The 16,292-nt window shown below is 62.6% G+C and carries 15 protein-coding genes and 1 pseudogene; 3 read left to right on the top strand and 13 right to left on the bottom strand.

Annotation, left to right across the window (positions count from 1 at the left end):
• Positions 1-69 precede the first annotated feature (69 nt).
• Both gltX and gltA read left to right on the top strand, forming a co-directional pair.
• On the top strand, positions 70-1,494 hold the full coding sequence (gene gltX, locus ACFSQT_RS34115; RefSeq protein ID WP_379026324.1) for a glutamate--tRNA ligase: 1,425 nt from the start codon (positions 70-72) through the stop codon (positions 1,492-1,494).
• A gap of 184 nt (positions 1,495-1,678) precedes the next feature.
• Positions 1,679-3,007, top strand: a complete 1,329-nt coding sequence (gltA, locus tag ACFSQT_RS34110) for a citrate synthase (protein ID WP_379026322.1) — start codon at positions 1,679-1,681, stop codon at positions 3,005-3,007.
• 50 nt (positions 3,008-3,057) lie between these two features.
• Here gltA and lpxB read toward each other — a convergent pair whose 3' ends face one another.
• The 13 genes and pseudogenes from lpxB to ACFSQT_RS34045 all read right to left on the bottom strand — a co-directional run bounded on the left by lpxB (position 3,058) and on the right by ACFSQT_RS34045 (position 16,005).
• Positions 3,058-4,236, bottom strand: coding sequence for a lipid-A-disaccharide synthase (gene lpxB, locus ACFSQT_RS34105; protein WP_379026320.1), 1,179 nt, complete (start codon positions 4,234-4,236; stop codon positions 3,058-3,060).
• The gene (locus ACFSQT_RS34100; protein ID WP_379026318.1) at positions 4,229-5,146 is read right to left on the bottom strand and encodes an LpxI family protein; all 918 of its coding nucleotides are present in this window, start codon (positions 5,144-5,146) and stop codon (positions 4,229-4,231) included. Before ACFSQT_RS34100 ends, lpxB begins: the two co-directional genes overlap by 8 nt.
• A complete protein-coding gene (lpxA, locus tag ACFSQT_RS34095) occupies positions 5,118-5,951 on the bottom strand; it encodes an acyl-ACP--UDP-N-acetylglucosamine O-acyltransferase (RefSeq protein WP_379026316.1) in 834 nt (277 codons plus the stop codon). The genes ACFSQT_RS34100 and lpxA overlap by 29 nt, the downstream gene beginning before the upstream one ends.
• Before the next feature lie 13 nt (positions 5,952-5,964).
• A complete protein-coding gene (fabZ, locus tag ACFSQT_RS34090) occupies positions 5,965-6,432 on the bottom strand; it encodes a 3-hydroxyacyl-ACP dehydratase FabZ (protein WP_027036657.1) in 468 nt (155 codons plus the stop codon).
• Positions 6,425-7,483: a UDP-3-O-(3-hydroxymyristoyl)glucosamine N-acyltransferase gene (gene lpxD, locus ACFSQT_RS34085; protein ID WP_379026314.1), complete on the bottom strand. Its 1,059-nt coding sequence runs from the start codon at positions 7,481-7,483 to the stop codon at positions 6,425-6,427. The genes fabZ and lpxD overlap by 8 nt, the downstream gene beginning before the upstream one ends.
• A gap of 72 nt (positions 7,484-7,555) precedes the next feature.
• On the bottom strand, positions 7,556-9,916 hold the full coding sequence (gene bamA, locus ACFSQT_RS34080) for an outer membrane protein assembly factor BamA (protein WP_379026312.1): 2,361 nt from the start codon (positions 9,914-9,916) through the stop codon (positions 7,556-7,558).
• 217 nt (positions 9,917-10,133) lie between these two features.
• Positions 10,134-11,276: an RIP metalloprotease RseP gene (rseP, locus tag ACFSQT_RS34075; RefSeq protein WP_379026310.1), complete on the bottom strand. Its 1,143-nt coding sequence runs from the start codon at positions 11,274-11,276 to the stop codon at positions 10,134-10,136.
• 104 nt (positions 11,277-11,380) lie between these two features.
• Positions 11,381-12,196, bottom strand: a complete 816-nt coding sequence (locus ACFSQT_RS34070; RefSeq protein WP_379026308.1) for a phosphatidate cytidylyltransferase — start codon at positions 12,194-12,196, stop codon at positions 11,381-11,383.
• On the bottom strand, positions 12,193-12,927 hold the full coding sequence (locus tag ACFSQT_RS34065) for an isoprenyl transferase (protein ID WP_379026306.1): 735 nt from the start codon (positions 12,925-12,927) through the stop codon (positions 12,193-12,195). The genes ACFSQT_RS34070 and ACFSQT_RS34065 overlap by 4 nt, the downstream gene beginning before the upstream one ends.
• Positions 12,928-12,961: 34 nt before the next feature.
• Positions 12,962-13,516 carry a ribosome recycling factor gene (frr, locus tag ACFSQT_RS34060; protein WP_379026304.1) on the bottom strand — a complete coding sequence of 185 codons (555 nt, stop codon included), beginning with the start codon at positions 13,514-13,516 and terminating at the stop codon, positions 12,962-12,964.
• A gap of 109 nt (positions 13,517-13,625) precedes the next feature.
• Positions 13,626-14,348 (bottom strand): UMP kinase, encoded by a 723-nt coding sequence (gene pyrH, locus ACFSQT_RS34055; RefSeq protein ID WP_111546675.1) that lies wholly within the window; start codon positions 14,346-14,348, stop codon positions 13,626-13,628.
• A gap of 143 nt (positions 14,349-14,491) precedes the next feature.
• Positions 14,492-15,597, bottom strand: a pseudogene (locus tag ACFSQT_RS34050) (aldo/keto reductase).
• A gap of 27 nt (positions 15,598-15,624) precedes the next feature.
• Positions 15,625-16,005 carry a nuclear transport factor 2 family protein gene (locus ACFSQT_RS34045; protein ID WP_379026302.1) on the bottom strand — a complete coding sequence of 127 codons (381 nt, stop codon included), beginning with the start codon at positions 16,003-16,005 and terminating at the stop codon, positions 15,625-15,627.
• A gap of 24 nt (positions 16,006-16,029) precedes the next feature.
• Here ACFSQT_RS34045 and ACFSQT_RS34040 point away from each other — a divergent pair.
• Positions 16,030-16,292, top strand: a 263-nt coding sequence (locus tag ACFSQT_RS34040) for a hypothetical protein (protein WP_379026301.1), incomplete at its 3' end; no start/stop codon positions are given.

The following is a 16,292-nucleotide window of genomic DNA, read 5'->3' as shown; positions in this document are numbered from 1 at the left end:
CTACATGAACGCGCAACGCGCGAAAGTCCGCGCAACCGCACCCCGCTTCAGATGGTTTCCGAGAGTTTCATGTCCGACAAGGTCGTCACCCGTTTTGCCCCCTCGCCCACCGGTTACCTGCACATTGGCGGCGCGCGCACCGCGCTGTTCAACTGGCTGTATGCAAAGCACACCGGCGGCACGATGCTGCTGCGCATCGAGGACACCGATCGCGAGCGCTCCAACGATGCCGCGACCGCAGCCATTATCGACGGGCTCACCTGGCTCGGCCTCTCCTGGGAGGGCGAGGCCGTCTCGCAGTTCGAGCGTGCGCCGCGCCATCGCGAGGTGGCCGTGGAACTCGTGCGCATGGGCAAGGCCTACTACAGCTACGAGACACCTGCCGAGCTCGAGGCAATGCGCGAGGCAGCACGCGCCAAGGGCCTGCCGCCCCGCTATGATGGCCGCTGGCGTGACCGCGACCCCTCCGAGGCGCCTGCCGGCGTCAAGGGTGCTATCCGCATCAAGGCGCCGGTCGAGGGCGAGACTGTGGTGCACGATCGTGTCCAGGGCGAGGTGCGCTTCCCCAACAAGGATCTCGACGACTTCATCATCCTGCGTTCGGACGGCAACCCGACCTACATGCATGCCGTCGTCGTCGACGACCACGACATGGGCGTCACCCATATCATCCGCGGCGACGACCATTTGACCAATGCCGCCCGCCAGACCGTGATCTACAACGCCATGGGCTGGGACGTGCCGTCGATGTCGCATATCCCGCTGATCCACGGCGCCGATGGCGCCAAGCTGTCGAAGCGGCACGGCGCGCTCGGCGTCGAGGCCTATCGCGCCATGGGCTACCTGCCGGAGGCGCTGCTCAACTATCTGGCGCGGCTCGGCTGGAGCCATGGCGACGACGAGATCATGTCGATCAAGGACATGATCGCCTGGTTCGATATCGGCGATGTCAACAAGGGTGCGGCCCGCTTCGACTTCGCCAAGCTGGAGGCCCTGAACGGCGTCCATATGCGCCGCATGAGCGATGCCGAGCTGTTCGATATGTTCATCGCCACCTTGCCCTACCTCGAGGGTGGTCCGGCGATGGCCGCGCGCCTCGACGACAGGAACAAGGCACAGCTGCTCGCCGCGCTGCCGGGCCTGAAGGAGCGCGCCAAGACGCTGGTCGAGCTTGTCGACGGCGCCGCGTTCCTGTTCGCCACGCGACCGCTGCCGATCGACGACAAGGCGGCACTTTTGCTCAACGAAGACGCGCGCAAGATCCTGCGCGGCGCTCATGAAGCTTTGAACGCGCTATCAGGCGACTGGACGGCCACTGCGGCCGAGGCCGCGGTCCGCGACTATGCACAGGCCGGCGGCCACAAGCTTGGCGCGGTGGCCCAGCCTTTGCGCGCCGCCCTGACCGGCAAAAGCACCTCGCCGGGTGTGTTCGACGTGCTTGCCGTGCTCGGGCGCGAGGAAAGCCTGGCGCGAATAGCGGATCAAATCGATTAGGAGCAAACTGGCCCAAGAAGATTGGCATTGAAAGGCGCGTTTCGCAGTGCAACATTAGGCCTTGGCCCAATCTGGCACGCACCTCCTAAAACGCGGTGGCGAATAAGTGCATTGCGGTGATTTCGACGTGTCGCCCTGCAGAATTTTGCCTTTGCCGGCATGAGGAAACAAGAAGGAGTTTGCAATGACCGAAGCTGCTAAAAAACTGGATTTGGGCGGCACGACCAAAGAGGCCACGGCAACGCTTGAATTCGCCGGCAAGACCCACGAGTTCAAGGTGCGAAGCGGCTCGGTCGGGCCAGATGTCATCGACATCGCCTCGCTCTACAGCACCACCGGCGCCTTCACATACGATCCCGGCTTCACCTCGACCGCAAGCTGCGAGTCCGAGATCACCTTCATCGATGGCGATGCGGGCATCCTCTTGCACCGTGGCTATCCGATCGACCAACTGGCCGAACATGGCGACTTCCTCGAGGTCTGCTACCTCCTGCTCTACGGCGAATTGCCGACCAAGGCGCAGAAGGACGATTTCGATTACCGCGTGACCCGCCACACCATGGTGCACGAACAGATGTCGCGCTTCTTCACCGGCTTCCGCCGCGACGCGCACCCGATGGCGGTGATGTGCGGCGTGGTCGGCGCGTTGTCGGCCTTCTACCACGACTCCACCGACATCTCCGACCCCTACCAGCGCATGGTTGCCTCCATGCGGCTGATCGCCAAGATGCCGACGATCGCGGCTATGGCCTACAAATACCACATCGGCCAGCCCTTCATTTACCCGAAGAACGAGCTGAACTTCGCCGCCAACTTCCTGCACATGTGCTTTGCCGTGCCGTGCGAGGAATACAAGATCAATCCGGTGCTGGCGCGCGCCATGGAGCGCATCTTCATCCTGCACGCCGATCACGAGCAGAACGCCTCGACCTCGACCGTGCGTCTCGCCGGCTCCTCGGGCGCCAACCCGTTCGCCTGCATCGCCGCCGGCATCGCTTGCCTGTGGGGCCCGGCGCATGGCGGCGCCAATGAAGCGGCACTCAACATGCTGGGCGAGATCGGCCATGTCGATCACATCCCGGAATTCATCGCCCGCGCCAAGGACAAGAACGACCCGTTCCGGCTGATGGGCTTTGGCCACCGGGTCTACAAGAATTACGATCCGCGCGCCAAGATCATGCAGAAGACGGCGCACGAGGTTCTGGGCGAGCTTGGCATCAAGGACGATCCGCTGCTCGACATCGCCATGGAGCTGGAAAAGATCGCGCTGACCGATCCCTATTTCATCGAGAAGAAGCTCTACCCGAATGTCGACTTCTATTCCGGCATCACGCTGAAGGCGCTGGGCTTCCCCACCACCATGTTCACCGTGCTGTTCGCGGTCGCCCGCACCGTCGGCTGGATCGCGCAGTGGAAGGAGATGATCGAGGACCCGCGCCAGAAGATCGGCCGCCCGCGCCAGCTCTATACCGGTGCGCCGGAGCGCGACTACGTGCCGATCGCCAAGCGGTGATGAGAGTGAGTAGGGAATAGCGAGTAGCGAATAGTTGGTATTTCTACTCCCTACTCGCTATTCGCTCTCTTGATGCACCGCATGACCACCTGGGCGGCGATCTCGCCGGATGGCTTGTCTGTCGCCATGCGCCTGGCGATCTCGGCAAAGCCCTGCTTCTGCCAGGCGCGCATGCCGCTGTCGGCGAACAGCGCTTCCAACTGCCGGGCCAGATTGTTCGGCTTGACGTACTCGTTGTAGAATTCCGGAACCAGCGCGCGATCCGCGATCAGGTTGGGCAGCAGCGCCGACCAGACGGACAAAAGGTAAGGCGCCACGACGCGCACGACGGGATCGACCCTGTAGCAGGAGACCATCGGCACACCGGCCAGCGCCAGTTCCAGCGATACCGTCCCGGAAGCGATCAGCGCCGCGTCGGCCTTGCCGAAGGCCTGCCATTTGCGTTGGGGATCAACAATGATCTCGGGTTTTTCATCCCAACGGTTGACCGAGGATCTGACGAGGTCGGCGACATGCGGCACCGTCGGCAGCAGCAGCCGCAGACGATGCCCGCGCGCGCGCAGCATCGAAACCGTCTCCCCGAACGGGTCGAGCAGACGCCGCACCTCGCCGCGCCGCGAACCGGGCAGGACGAGCAGCGTCTTGACGCGATCCGCAGCAAGATCTCGCGGCAGGTCCTGCGCCTTCGCGGCGCCGAGCACGCCTGCATCATGCGTGAGGCGATGCCCGACATAGGTTCCGGGCGGGCCGCCCAGCCGCTCGAGTTCCTTCACCTCGAACGGCAGGATGCAGAGGATATGGTCGACATAGGGCTTCATCGCGACCGCCCTGCCCGGCCGCCACGCCCACACACTTGGGCAGACATAGTGGATGATCGGAATCGACGGATTGGCCGCCCGCACCTTCCTGGCGACACGCAACGAAAAGTCCGGGCTGTCGATGGTGATGAGGCAATCGGGCTTCTCGTCCGCAACGGTTTTGGCCAGTTGGCCGATCCGCCGCATCAGGCGCGGCAGGTCGCGCAGAATAGCGCTGAACCCCATCAGCGCGATCTCACCGGCATCGAATGGCGACACCAGTCCCAGCGCCTGCAAATGGCGGCCGCCGAGACCAACGAGTTGCACTTCGCGCCCGGTAGCCTGCTTGAGCGAACGCACGATATCGGCGCCAAGCAAGTCGCCGGACTCCTCGCCGGCGACGATTGCGACTTTCAACGCCCTGTCAGCCATGGTGCGGCTCCGTGGCGGCAGGCAGACCGATGACGAACAGACCGAGTGCGTTGGCGCGCGCGATGGTTTGAGGGCCTTCGAGAATCAGCGATCGTCCCGCCTCGACGGCAATGCCGGCAAGTCCGGCCGCATGCACCGCCTCGATCGTCTGCGGACCGATGGAAGGAAGATCCGCGCGCAGTTCCTGGCCGGGCTTGGCGCATTTGACCAGGACGCCGCGGGTCTTGCCCGCGATACGGCCGTGGCCGCGCAGCAGCTTCGCACGATCGAGCAGTCCGGCTGTCCCCTCGATGCCTTCGAGCGCAATGGTGCGGCCACCGACCGCGATCGCCGCCTGGCCGATATCCAGCGCCCCTATGGCCTTTGCCGCCGCAAGGCCAGCCTCGATGTCGAGCCAGTCCGATTTGCGTGGCGTGGCTTTGGTCAGGACGCCTTCGGCCGCCACAAGGTTCGGTACGATTTCGTGAGCGCCGACGACCTTTATGCCACGCGCTTCGAGACCTCGTGCCACGACCTTCAGCAGGCCATCGTCGCCACGCGCCAGCGCCATGACCACGACGGGGATCACCGCCAGCAGGCTGAGACTGGGACGCAGCGCAAGCAATCGTGGCCTGCGCTTGATCTCGCCGGCAAGCACCAGATGGGTAATCCGGTGCCGCCTCAACAAGGGTATCAGCGACCCGATATCCTCCAGGGCGAGGCTTTCCTGCTCATACCGGGAGAGCTCCGCCATGCGATCCGCCTCACCTTCCATCAGGATGACAAAGGGAGGGTAACCTCGTTGCGCCGAGCCGGCCGCGACTTCGACCGGCAGGCTGCCGCCGCCGGCGATGATGCCGACCCGGGCGCCCGGCGGAAGATCAAGAACCGCTGCCGCGATCTCAGTCTTCGTCATCGACATCGTCGCCATCGCCGCCCTTGAGCGACGGCACCGCATAGTGCCGCTTGCCGCGACTGGTGATGAAATCGACGATCTTCATGGCGGTCGGCGACGAGGCGAATTCGGCCTTGGCGAACTCGATGTTCTCGCCAACGGTGCGAGAGCGATCGAAGATCATCCTGTAGGCCTTGCGCAGCAGATGGATTTCGGACCTCGGCAGTCCGGAACGCTTCAGGCCAATGATGTTGAGGCCGCGCAGACTGGCGCGGTTGCCGACCGCGATGGCATAGGGAATGACGTCGCCGACGATCGCGGAGCAGCCACCCAGGAAGGCATTGTCGCCTACGCGGACAAACTGATGAACCGCCGTCAGGCCGCCGATATAGACATTGTTGCCGACCTCGCAGTGGCCGCCCAGCGTTGCCCCGTTGGCGAACGTTGCATTGTTGCCGACGACGCAATCATGGGCGATGTGGGCGTAGGCGAGGAAATTGCCATTGTCGCCAACCGTCGTCTCGCCGCGGCTGGAATCGGTGCCGAGATGCATGGTCACGCCTTCGCGGATCGTGCAGTTCGCGCCGATGACCAGGGTGGTGCGGCCGCCCTTGTGCTTGGTGTTCTGCGGCGGTCCGCCCAGTATCGCCATCGGGTAGACCTTGGTCGACGCACCGATGGTGGTCGCGCCCATCACCGAGACATGGCTGACCAGTTCGACACCGTCGCCGATCACCGCATCGGCGCCGACGTGACAAAACGGTCCGATGCGCACGCCTTGGCCGATTTGAGCGCCTTCCTCCACAACAGAGGAAGCATGGATGGATGTTTTGATTTTCATAAGCATTCGATCGTCAGTCGCTGGTGACCATCATGGCTGAAATTTCGGCCTCGGCCGCCTTGGCGCCGTCGACCATGGCTTCACAAGCGAATTTGAGCAGGTTGCCGCGTTTCTTGATTTTCTTGACGTAGATTTTCAACTGGTCGCCGGGAACGACCGGTTTGCGGAATTTGGCGTTGTCTATGGTCAGGAAATAGACCAATGACGGCTTTTCGGTGCCCAGGCTGCGGATACAGATGGCGCCGGCCGTCTGCGCCATCGCCTCGACGATGAGCACGCCCGGCATGACCGGCTGCTCAGGGAAATGGCCCTGAAAATGCGGCTCGTTTATGGTCACGTTCTTGATGCCGACGGCTGACTCGTCGCCATCGATGTCTACGATGCGGTCGATCATCAGGAACGGATAGCGGTGCGGCAGGAGCTTCATCAGCCCCATGATGTCGACCGCTTCCAGCGTCGTCGAAGCGATCATGTCAGCCATTGCCTCCCTCGCTCTGTTTGCGGGTCCTGGCGAGCTTGCGCAGCATGGCTATTTCCCGCATGGCTTCCGCCATCGGCTGTGCCGGATAACCGCCCCAGATCTCGCCTGCAGGGACATTGCTCATAAATCCACTTCTGGCGGCAAGCTTGGCTCCTGCCCCGATGGTCAGGTGATCCGCAAGCCCGACGCCGCCGCCCATGGTGACATTGTCGCCCACGACCACGGAACCCGAAATACCCGAAAGCCCGGCTATTATGCAATTGCGGCCGATGCGGACGTTATGGGCGATCTGCACGAGATTGTCGATCTTGGTGCCTTGGCCGATGATCGTATCGGACATGGCGCCGCGATCGACGGTGGTGTTCGAGCCGATCTCGACGTCGTCCTGAATGACCACACGGCCAACCTGGGGCACGCGTTCGGGTCCCTTGGCACCGCCGACGAAGCCAAAACCATCCTGGCCGATCCTGGCGCCGCCATGGATGATGACGCGGTTGCCGATCAAGGCATACTGGATGCTGGCGCCCGGACCGACATAGCCGTCGCGGCCGATCTGGCAGGATTGTCCGACGACCGCGTTGGGCGCGATGACGGTACCGCCGCCGATCGAAGCACCCGGCCCGATGACCGCGCCTGCTTCGATGATCACACCTGCTTCGACATGCGCCGTCGGATCGACATGGGCATGCGGCGAGACACCGGTTTCACTGGTCATTGGCCCAGGTGTTGCGGCCGTCGGAAACAGCAGACGCCCGACCAGCGCGAATGCCTGTTGCGGACGCGGATGGACCAGAACGGCGACGCCAGCCGGCGCCTTGCTGGCGAATTCCGCCGGACACAGCACCGCGGCCGCCCGCAGCGACGGCATCAGCGCGGAATTGCGCCTGCCATCGACGAAAACGAGTGCATTCTCGCCGCCTTCGTTTGCTGGCGCGAGCGCTGCGATCGAAACATTGGATTGGCCGGAATCGACAAGCACCGAGCCGGTCAGATTCGCGACTTCGCCCGCCGTATACCGGCGTGATGGCGCGAAGAACACCGGATCGGTCATTCCAGAAGCTATATCCAGCTAGGTCGGAACATTTCTCCCGGACCTAGACCCGGGAGCATCGTTGGCCGCCGATCAGAAGCGGGTCGATATGCCGAAGTTGAATTCCTGCACGTCGTCGCGCGCTTCCTTCTTGACCGGGATCGCATAGTCGATACGGATCGGACCGAAAGGGGACGCCCACATCAAGCCGAGGCCGACCGAGGCGCGCAGTTTCAGATCCGTCGACTCCTGAGCAACACTGGTGATCTTGCTGCCGTAGAGCGTAGCCGCGTCAGCAAATACGGCGCCGCGCAGACCGAAGCTTTCCGGAACGACAGGCAGTGGGAACTGCGCTTCCGCCGAGGCATTGAAATAGGTGGTGCCACCGAGATGATCACCCGTGAGGGGATCTACGGGGCCAATGCCGCCATAGGCAAAGCCGCGGATCATGCGGTCAGTGCTCTGGAACTGATCGAAGATACGCAAATCGCCGCTGCCGTAACCCTCGACATGACCCGCGCCGGCCGAAACGAGGCCGACCAGATCAAACTGCTCCGAAAGCGTCTGGTAGACGCTGCCGCGCCCGGTCAACTTTACGTACTTGGCATCGCCGCCAAGGCCGGCAAACTCGGCCGTCGTGGTAGCGTAGATGCCTTCGTGCGGATTCTTCATGTCGTCGATGGTGTTGTAAACCAGCCCAAGGCTGACCGACGATTTGATCCACGGACTTTGATCGATACCATCCAGGATAGCCGTGGAAACACTGCACTTTGAAGGATCGTAAACCCCAGCGGTCACACAACCATCGTCGAGTTTGTACTTCTCCTGCGAGATATTATACGCGACCTGGGTCGAGATGCTGTTGGTGATCGGCAAGCCGAAGCGCACCGTGGCGCCAACGGTATCGCTGTCGTAGTGATCATAGTTCCTCGTCTGCTTGAAGACGTCGAAGCCGGCTGCGATGCGCCGTCCGAGGAAATACGGCTCTGTGAACGAAATGCTGTAGTCGCGCGAATTCTTGCCGCCACCCGCCGACAGCTTGATGAACTGGCCACGGCCGAGGAAGTTGCGCTCGGTGATCGATCCTTCGACGGACGGACCAGCCGTGTCGCCGCCGGTCGAATAGCCGGCACCAACCGAAAACTCGCCGGTCGACTTCTCGACCACGTCGACCACCAGCACGACCTGGTCGGGCTGCGATCCCGGCACCGTCGAGATGTCGACTTTGTCAAAGTAATTGAGGGCTTCCAGGCGTTTCTTCGCGCGCTGGATGAGCACCTGGTTGAAGGCATCACCTTCGCTGACGTCGAACTCGCGGCGAATGACATAGTCACGCGTGCGGTCGTTGCCGCGGATCTCGATGCGCTCGATATAGGCCTTGGTGCCCTGGTCGATGGTGTACACCACCGAAATGGTGTGGTTCTCGAAATTGCGGTCGCCGCGCGGCGTCACCTGAGCGAAGGCATAGCCGGAACCGGCCACCTTCTCGGTCAGCGCAATGATGGTGTCCTCGACGTCCTTGGCGTTGTAGACGTCGCCCTTGCGGGTTTCGACCACCGATTCCAGCGACTTGCTGTCGACTTCCGGGATCGTGCTTTCGACGCTGACATCACCGAACGTGTACCGGTCGCCTTCCTGGACGGTGATGGTGACCGTGTACTTGTTCGTCGCGTTGTCGAGCTCGCCGACGGCGGACACGACCTGGAAATCGGCATAGCCGTGATTGTAGTAGAAACGGCGCAGCAATTCCTGGTCGGCGCGCAGCTTGTCGTCGTCATAGACGTCGTCGCGCAGGATGAAGGAAACCCAGGACGAACGCTTGGTGTTGATCACATCCGACAGACGGCGGCTGGAATAGGCGCTGTTGCCGACGAAATTGATCGCCGCGATCTGCGTGCGGTCACCTTCATTGATGTTGAAGACCACGTTCACGCGGTTGTCGCCAAGCTGCATGACCTGCGTGGTCACCGTCGCATCGTCGCGGCCAATGCGCCTGTAGGCAGCCTTGACCGCCTCGACGTCGGCATCGAGCGTCGCCTGCGAAAACGTTCCGCGCGGCTTCAATTGCACGGCCGCCGCAAGCGCATTGTCCTTGAGCTTCTTGTTATTCTGGAACAGCACCTGGTTGACGACCTGGTATTCGGCAACCTTGACCACCAGCGTCGAGCCGACCTGGTTGATCTGCACGTCCGAGAACAGGCCGGTGCCGAACAGCGCCTTGATCGCACTGTCGATATCGGAACTGGAAAAGGCCTTGCCCGGCTTGATTGTGATGTAATTGCGGATGGTATCAGCGTCGACACGCTGGTTGCCGCTCACTTCGACTCTGCTGACGACAGCGGCTTCGGCCGCCGATGTGGCAACGAACTGCACTGCGAGCGCGCCTGGCACGACAAGAGCCGCGGACAGGGTCACCGCGGAAGCGGCGCTCAGAAACTTGGATGCTGCCTTCATCGGGCTTAATAACCTTTTCTCGTAGTCCCCACGGCGAGAAAACCGGACGTGCGGTAATTTCCCCTACCGTATTAACCGGATTTTCCCTACACGCAAGGCTTCTGGTTAATTTGTATTTACTTAACCCTGCGGCGTGGCTTTCGCGTCACTCATATCCCCGTGCATGGTAAACGGCGTCTCAACATCGTCCATGCCAAAGCCAAATTTCTTCATGATTTCAGCACCCAAACAGATCGTTCCAGAAAACGAAACCCATGAAGCACAGCACCAGAAGCAACCCGGCCCGATAGGCCATTTCCATCATCCGATCCGACACCGGACGGCGAATGACGGCCTCCACCCCGTAGAACAAGAGATGGCCGCCGTCGAGGGGGGGAATCGGCAAAAGGTTCAGAAACCCGATGCCGACAGACAGCAGCGCAATCAGTTGCACGAGCCATTCGAACCCCAGTTTCGCTGCCTTGCCGGCCATGTCGGCGATCTTCACAGGGCCGCCCAGCTGACATTTATCCTCGCGCCCGACAACGAAACGCTGCAGGAACTGACCGGTGCGCTGGATGACATGCCCGGTCTCCTCGACTGCCGCCGCAACCGCGCCGACGGGCGTGTAGGTGACGAACCTCGGCTGGCCGAGTTCCTTGTTGTTGACGACGCCGATCACGGCGACCTTGACCTTGTTGCCGAGCGCGTCTTCCTGCTCCATCAGCCGCGGCGCCGCGGTCACCGTCACCTCCTTGCCGTCGCGTAGCATGACGAAAGTGATGGTGTCGCCGGCGCGTCCCGAAACCAGGCGTTGGACGTCGCCAAAGGTTTCGACCTTGCTGCCGTCGACGCTGACGAATCGGTCACCGGGCAGGATGCCGGCTTTCGCCGCGGGGCTGTCAGCGGTCACCTCTGCGACCATCGGCTCGGCGACATAGCGGCCATAGGCGGAAAACAAAACGGTAAAGACGACGATCGTCAGCAGGAAATTGAACAGCGGCCCGGCGACCACAGTCGCCGCGCGCTTCCAGATCGGCTGCGTGTGAAAGGCGACCTTGCGCTCCTCCTCGGTCAGCGTTTCCATCTCTTCCGAAGTGGGCTGGCTCGAGGTGGCATTCATGTCGCCGACGAATTTGACATAGCCGCCAAGCGGTATCGCGCACAGTTTCCAGCGCGTGCCATGGCTATCGCTGAAGCCCAAGAGCTCCGGGCCGAAGCCGATCGAGAAGGCCTTGACCCCGATGCCGCACCAGCGCCCAACGAGGTAGTGGCCCATTTCATGGACGAACACGACCACGGTCAGCACAAAGAGGAAAGGCACGAGCGTGCCGAGGACGAAGCCTTCGGTGCTGAAAAGCGCGTGAAGAATCTCGTTCAAGATAAATCCTCAAATTCTTCCGCGACGCGGATAGCGCCGTGACTGTGGCATCAATCCAGGCGAATCCAAGGCGCGCGGCGCATCGGCCCCTGAAATGACACCACTCAAACCGGAAACAGCCCCTGCGCCGGATGATCGGCGGTCGCCGAAATCCAACCGATGACGTACAGGGCGAAACCTGCCGCGACAAGCCCGTCGACACGGTCCATGACACCGCCGTGGCCCGGTATGAGCGTACCCGAATCCTTGCGGCCGTGGCGGCGTTTGACCCAGGATTCAAACAAGTCGCCGGCCTGGGCGACAATCGACAGCACCAGCGCCACCAGGCCGAGCAATGCCAGATTGCCGGCGCCGGCCACCGCGGCCAGGACGAGCCCGGCCACAACGCCGCCGGCAGCGCCGCCGAGCGCGCCGCTGCGTGTCTTGCCGGGAGAGATCGACGGCGCCAGTTTCGGGCCGCCGACGGCACGGCCAACGAAATAGGCAAAGATATCGGTGGCCCAGACGACCGCGAACAGGAACAGGATCGCGACGAGGCCTGAACGGTCACCATCGCGCAGCAGAGCGAGCGACAGGCCTGAAACGCTGGCATAGGCAAGGCCGCTCGCATCCCATTGTCCGGCCTTGCGAACCGAGGCGGCAATCGCCGTTGCGGCAACCATGACCACGACAAGTGCCAGCAGCCACCATGCGGCAAAGCCCGAGATCAAGGCGCCGATGAAAACAACCAGCAGCGCTTCCGGCAGGAAACCCAGCCCCGAGGCCGCGGCCGGGCGCGACATGCGGGTCCATTCGTAGAAGATCACCGCCGCCATCACGGCGCACAGCAACCGGAACGGCAGGCCACCGAGCCAGGTCAAGCCGAGGGTGATGATGGCAAGCACGATTGCCGAAATGACGCGAAGCTGGAGATTGCTCATCCTGCGGCCGGTCGCGAAGCGACATCCTGCGGGCCAAGTCCGCCGAAACGGCGGTCGCGGCCGGCAAATTCGCGCAAGGCCTCGGCGAGGTGCTCGCGGCTGAAATCGGGCCAGTAGCAAGGCAGGAAGACGAGTTCGCTATAGGCAGCCTGCCACAGAAGGAAGTTCGACAGCCGGAGCTCGCCGCTGGTGCGGATGACCAGTTCCGGGTCGGGAATGCCTTGCGTGTCGAGGGAACCGGCAAAGCTTTCGGCGGTGATCGCCTCACTGTCGAGTTCGCCACGCGCCACGGCTGCGGCAAGCTTGCGGGCCGTGCGCACGATCTCGTCGCGTCCGCCATAGTTGAAGGCGATCACCAGCGTCAGCGCTTCATTTGCGGCAGTCAGCGATTCGGCCTCGTCGAGCAGCCCCCTGATGTCGGACTGCAGCCCTGCCCTGTCGCCGATGATTCTGACCCGCACGCCACTCTGGTGCAGGTCGGCCAGATCACGGCGGATAAACAATTTCAGCAGGCCCATCAGGTCGCTGACCTCGGACTTCGGCCGCGACCAGTTCTCCGACGAGAAGGCATAGACGGTCAGGAAGGAGATGCCGAGCCCGGGTGCGGCGCGCACCGTCTTGCGCAGCGCCTCGACGCCGGCACGATGACCAGCAAGACGAGGCATGCCGCGCGCCTTGGCCCAGCGTCCGTTTCCGTCCATGATGATCGCGACATGCGCGGGCGTTGCCATGTTCTCGCTTTCGGGTCAGCCGATGGCCAAAACCCTAAACCTGCATGATTTCAGCTTCCTTGTCGGAAAGCAGGTGGTCGATGGTGCTGATCGTTTCGTCGGTTAGTTTCTGGACCTGGTCGGAGCGCTTGCGCTGATCGTCCTCGCTGATGTCGCCGTCCTTTTCCGCCTTCTTCAGGAAGTCCATGCCATCGCGGCGCACATGGCGCGCGGCGACACGGGCGTTCTCGGCGTAGCCGTGCGAGATCTTGACCAGTTCCTTGCGGCGCTGTTCGTTGAGCTCGGGCAGCGGAATCCTGAGATTGGTGCCATCGACGATCGGGTTGAACCCCAGATTGGATTCGCGGATGGCACGGTCAACCGCGCCGACCATCGCCTTGTCCCAGACCGACACCGAGATCATGCGCGGCTCCGGCACCGAAACGTTGGCGACCTGATTGATCGGCATGGTGGTGCCGTAGGCCTGCACCTGGATCGCGTCGAGCAGATTGCTGGAGGCGCGACCGGTCCGCAGCGAAGCCAGATCATGCTTGAACGCCGCGATTGCCCCGTCCATGCGCCGCTTGAGATCGTCGTACTCACCACTCATCTTAATCTCCTCGACCCGTCTAGCGCGGGTTCACTGCTTCGGGGCAAGGCCCCGTGTTCGAGCCTGATTTTCGAAAACCGGCGTCCCTTTTTCGGGATCAGGCCCCGGATCAATCGTCCGCGACGACCGTGCAGCGGCCGCCGCCCCTCAGAATATCGCCAAACCCACCTTTTTCGTGGATCGAATAGACGATTATCGGAATGTTGTTTTCGCGCGCAAGTGCAATCGCTGCCGTATCCATGATGGAGAGGCCGCGTTTTATGACTTCGCCATGGCTGATGCGCTCGAAGCGCGTCGCATTCGGGTCCTTCTTCGGGTCCGCCGAGTAGACACCGTCGACCTGAGTACCCTTGAACAGCGCGTCGGCGCCGATTTCAGCCGCGCGAAGTGCCGCGGCCGAATCAGTGGTGAAGAACGGATTGCCGGTGCCACCGGCAAAGATCACCACCTTGCCCTGGTTCATGTAGGCGGTCGCCTGGCGCTGCGAAAAGCTCTCGCAAAGCTCGGGCATGGCGATCGCCGACAGCACCACGGCGTCGACACCGATCTTGTTCAAAGACGTGCGCAGCGCCAGCGAATTGATGACCGTGGCAAGCATGCCCATATGGTCGCCGGTGACGCGGTCGCCACCCTTGGAGGCAACGGCCACGCCGCGAAAGATGTTGCCGCCGCCGATGACGACGCCGACCTCGATGCCCAGTGCACGCGCCTCGGCGATGTCGGCCGCGATGCGGTCCACGACGGAAACGTCGATGCCGAAATGCTGTTCGCCCATCAACGCTTCGCCCGACGCTTTCAGCAAGACACGTCGGTAGAGGGGCTTCACCGTCATTCTGGTCCTCGTCGTTTGGCATGTGACGCGTTCCGGGTGGCTACCTTCGCGCAGGCGTCGCCCAGGAACAATGGCGTTCCGATACACGAAGGGCGCCGCGATGTCACGCGGCGCCCGAGCCGGAAAATCCTCTCGCCTTTTGTTTAACTCACGCCGGCAAAAGTGCCTTTCATGAGCAGCTCCGGGAAGTAGCCAGCCGGCTTGTCGCCGACCGCCTGACCCCCGGTGAGGCCGCCCTGGATTTCCGGGCCGAAGAACGAGTACGGGAACGGCGTGACCGGCCGGCTGACCGCGTCGAGCCTTGCCAGAAGCTCCCGCGGAATCTCGAAATCCAGCGCGCCGAGATTGTCCTTGAGTTGATCCAGCCTGGTCGCCCCGATGATCACCGAGGCGACACCGGGTCGTGTCGCTGCCCAGTTCAAGGCGATTTGGGCCATGCCACGGCCGAGTTCGCCGGCAATTTTCTCCAGTTCGGCAACGATTGCCCAGTTGCGGTCGGTGAATTTCTGGAAGCCGGGATTGGTGGAACCGCGCATCGTCTCCAGCCTGCCACCGGCCTTGTTGATTGTATCCGAACGATATTTGCCACTCAGCAGGCCGCTTGCCAGTGGGCTCCAGACCATGATGCCGGCACCGTAGCGCGTGCCGAACGGCACGAATTCATGCTCGATGTTGCGCTCGGCCAGCGAATATTCGAGTTGCAGCGCCGAAATTGGTTCGTGGCCACGGTGCTCGGCGACGGATTGTGCCCTGCTGGCATACCAGGCGGGAACGTCGGAGAGGCCGACATGGCGGACCTTTCCGGCGCGCACCAGATCGTCCAGTGTCCGCATCACCTCTTCCGGCGATGTCAGCCTGTCCCAGGCGTGCAGATATAAAGGTCGATATAGTCGGTGCCGAGCCGCCTCAGCGAGCTATCGACGGCGCGGATGATGTTCTTGCGGCCATTGCCGCCGGCATTCGGATTGCCCTGCTCCAGATTCATGCTGAACTTGGTGCTGATTACCGCCTTGTCGCGCAAACCGCGCTCGGCGATGAACTCGCCAAGCCAGGTCTCGGAGGTGCCGCCGGTATAGGCGTCGGCCGTATCGAAGAAATTACCGCCTGCCTCGACATAGGCATCGACCAGCGCGCGCGCGGTCTCCTTGTCGGCGCCCCAGCCCCATTCGGTGCCGAAGGTCATGGTTCCGAGTGCCAGCCGGGTGACACGCAGCCCGCTGTTGCCGAGGGTGTAGTAGGACATGGTCACGATGTCGTTCCGATCCCGATCCAATGATCAATGCCGATCCTGTCCGGGGGTCGTCTTGACCCACGGGTTGCCGCGCTCGTGCGTCATGCGGAATGTGAAGCCGTCGACTCTCCAGCCGGCGCCCGAACGGGTCAGGTGGTGTTCGTAGGTGCCCCAGACTTCCCAGAGCGGGTCGCCATTGCCTTCCATCCGGTTCCAGGCGTAGCCGTTGGAGAAGACGGTCGCGGCGTTGGCGTCGATGGCGACCTGGTGGTTGGTGCGCAGATGCAGGCTGGTCTTGCTGCCCCTGAGATTCGCTGCCCAGGTCCCGATCAGGTCGTCCGAGGCGATGGTGGCCGGAGGCTGTCCGCTCAGGCTGCTGAAGTCGACGGTGACGCGTTCGGCGAAGTAGCTGCGGGCGAGCGCCAATCCTGGGCATCGACGGCGCGATCGATGGCATCGGCGATGCGGATGACGGCGCGCTCAGTCGGCGGAGCGCCGTTTCGCGGGGCCGCGGTGGTTCGGCCGCCGGCATCGACTGGGCACGCGCTGACGACCGGCAGCGATGTGTACATTTACTTCAGGTGCATTCATCTGCTCTTTCCGTTGCGCGTCGGCCCCCGCCGATTTCTGTGGCGGGACAAAATGTTTCTTTTTTTTATATATTTTTTCTTAACTGAACAATTTTTCTTGTTTGGGCCACCGCGGCCGCGTCG

Origin of the sequence: Mesorhizobium calcicola (assembly GCF_042682105.1) — a bacterium.
GTDB classification, from domain to species: Bacteria; Pseudomonadota; Alphaproteobacteria; order Rhizobiales; family Rhizobiaceae; genus Mesorhizobium; species Mesorhizobium calcicola.
Note: the sequence above shows the minus strand (reverse complement) of the source record. Positions and strands in the feature narration are given on the sequence as shown.

Coding starts and splice junctions, on each gene's coding strand:
- gltX (WP_379026324.1), top strand. CDS start 70: ATGTCCGACAAGGTCGTCACCCGTTTTGCCCCCTCGCCCACCGGTTAC.
- gltA (WP_379026322.1), top strand. CDS start 1,679: ATGACCGAAGCTGCTAAAAAACTGGATTTGGGCGGCACGACCAAAGAG.
- lpxB (WP_379026320.1), bottom strand. CDS start 4,236: ATGGCTGACAGGGCGTTGAAAGTCGCAATCGTCGCCGGCGAGGAGTCC.
- ACFSQT_RS34100 (WP_379026318.1), bottom strand. CDS start 5,146: ATGGCGACGATGTCGATGACGAAGACTGAGATCGCGGCAGCGGTTCTT.
- lpxA (WP_379026316.1), bottom strand. CDS start 5,951: ATGAAAATCAAAACATCCATCCATGCTTCCTCTGTTGTGGAGGAAGGC.
- fabZ (WP_027036657.1), bottom strand. CDS start 6,432: ATGGCTGACATGATCGCTTCGACGACGCTGGAAGCGGTCGACATCATG.
- lpxD (WP_379026314.1), bottom strand. CDS start 7,483: ATGACCGATCCGGTGTTCTTCGCGCCATCACGCCGGTATACGGCGGGC.
- bamA (WP_379026312.1), bottom strand. CDS start 9,916: ATGAAGGCAGCATCCAAGTTTCTGAGCGCCGCTTCCGCGGTGACCCTG.
- ACFSQT_RS34070 (WP_379026308.1), bottom strand. CDS start 12,196: ATGAGCAATCTCCAGCTTCGCGTCATTTCGGCAATCGTGCTTGCCATC.
- ACFSQT_RS34065 (WP_379026306.1), bottom strand. CDS start 12,927: ATGGCAACGCCCGCGCATGTCGCGATCATCATGGACGGAAACGGACGC.
- frr (WP_379026304.1), bottom strand. CDS start 13,516: ATGAGTGGTGAGTACGACGATCTCAAGCGGCGCATGGACGGGGCAATC.
- pyrH (WP_111546675.1), bottom strand. CDS start 14,348: ATGACGGTGAAGCCCCTCTACCGACGTGTCTTGCTGAAAGCGTCGGGC.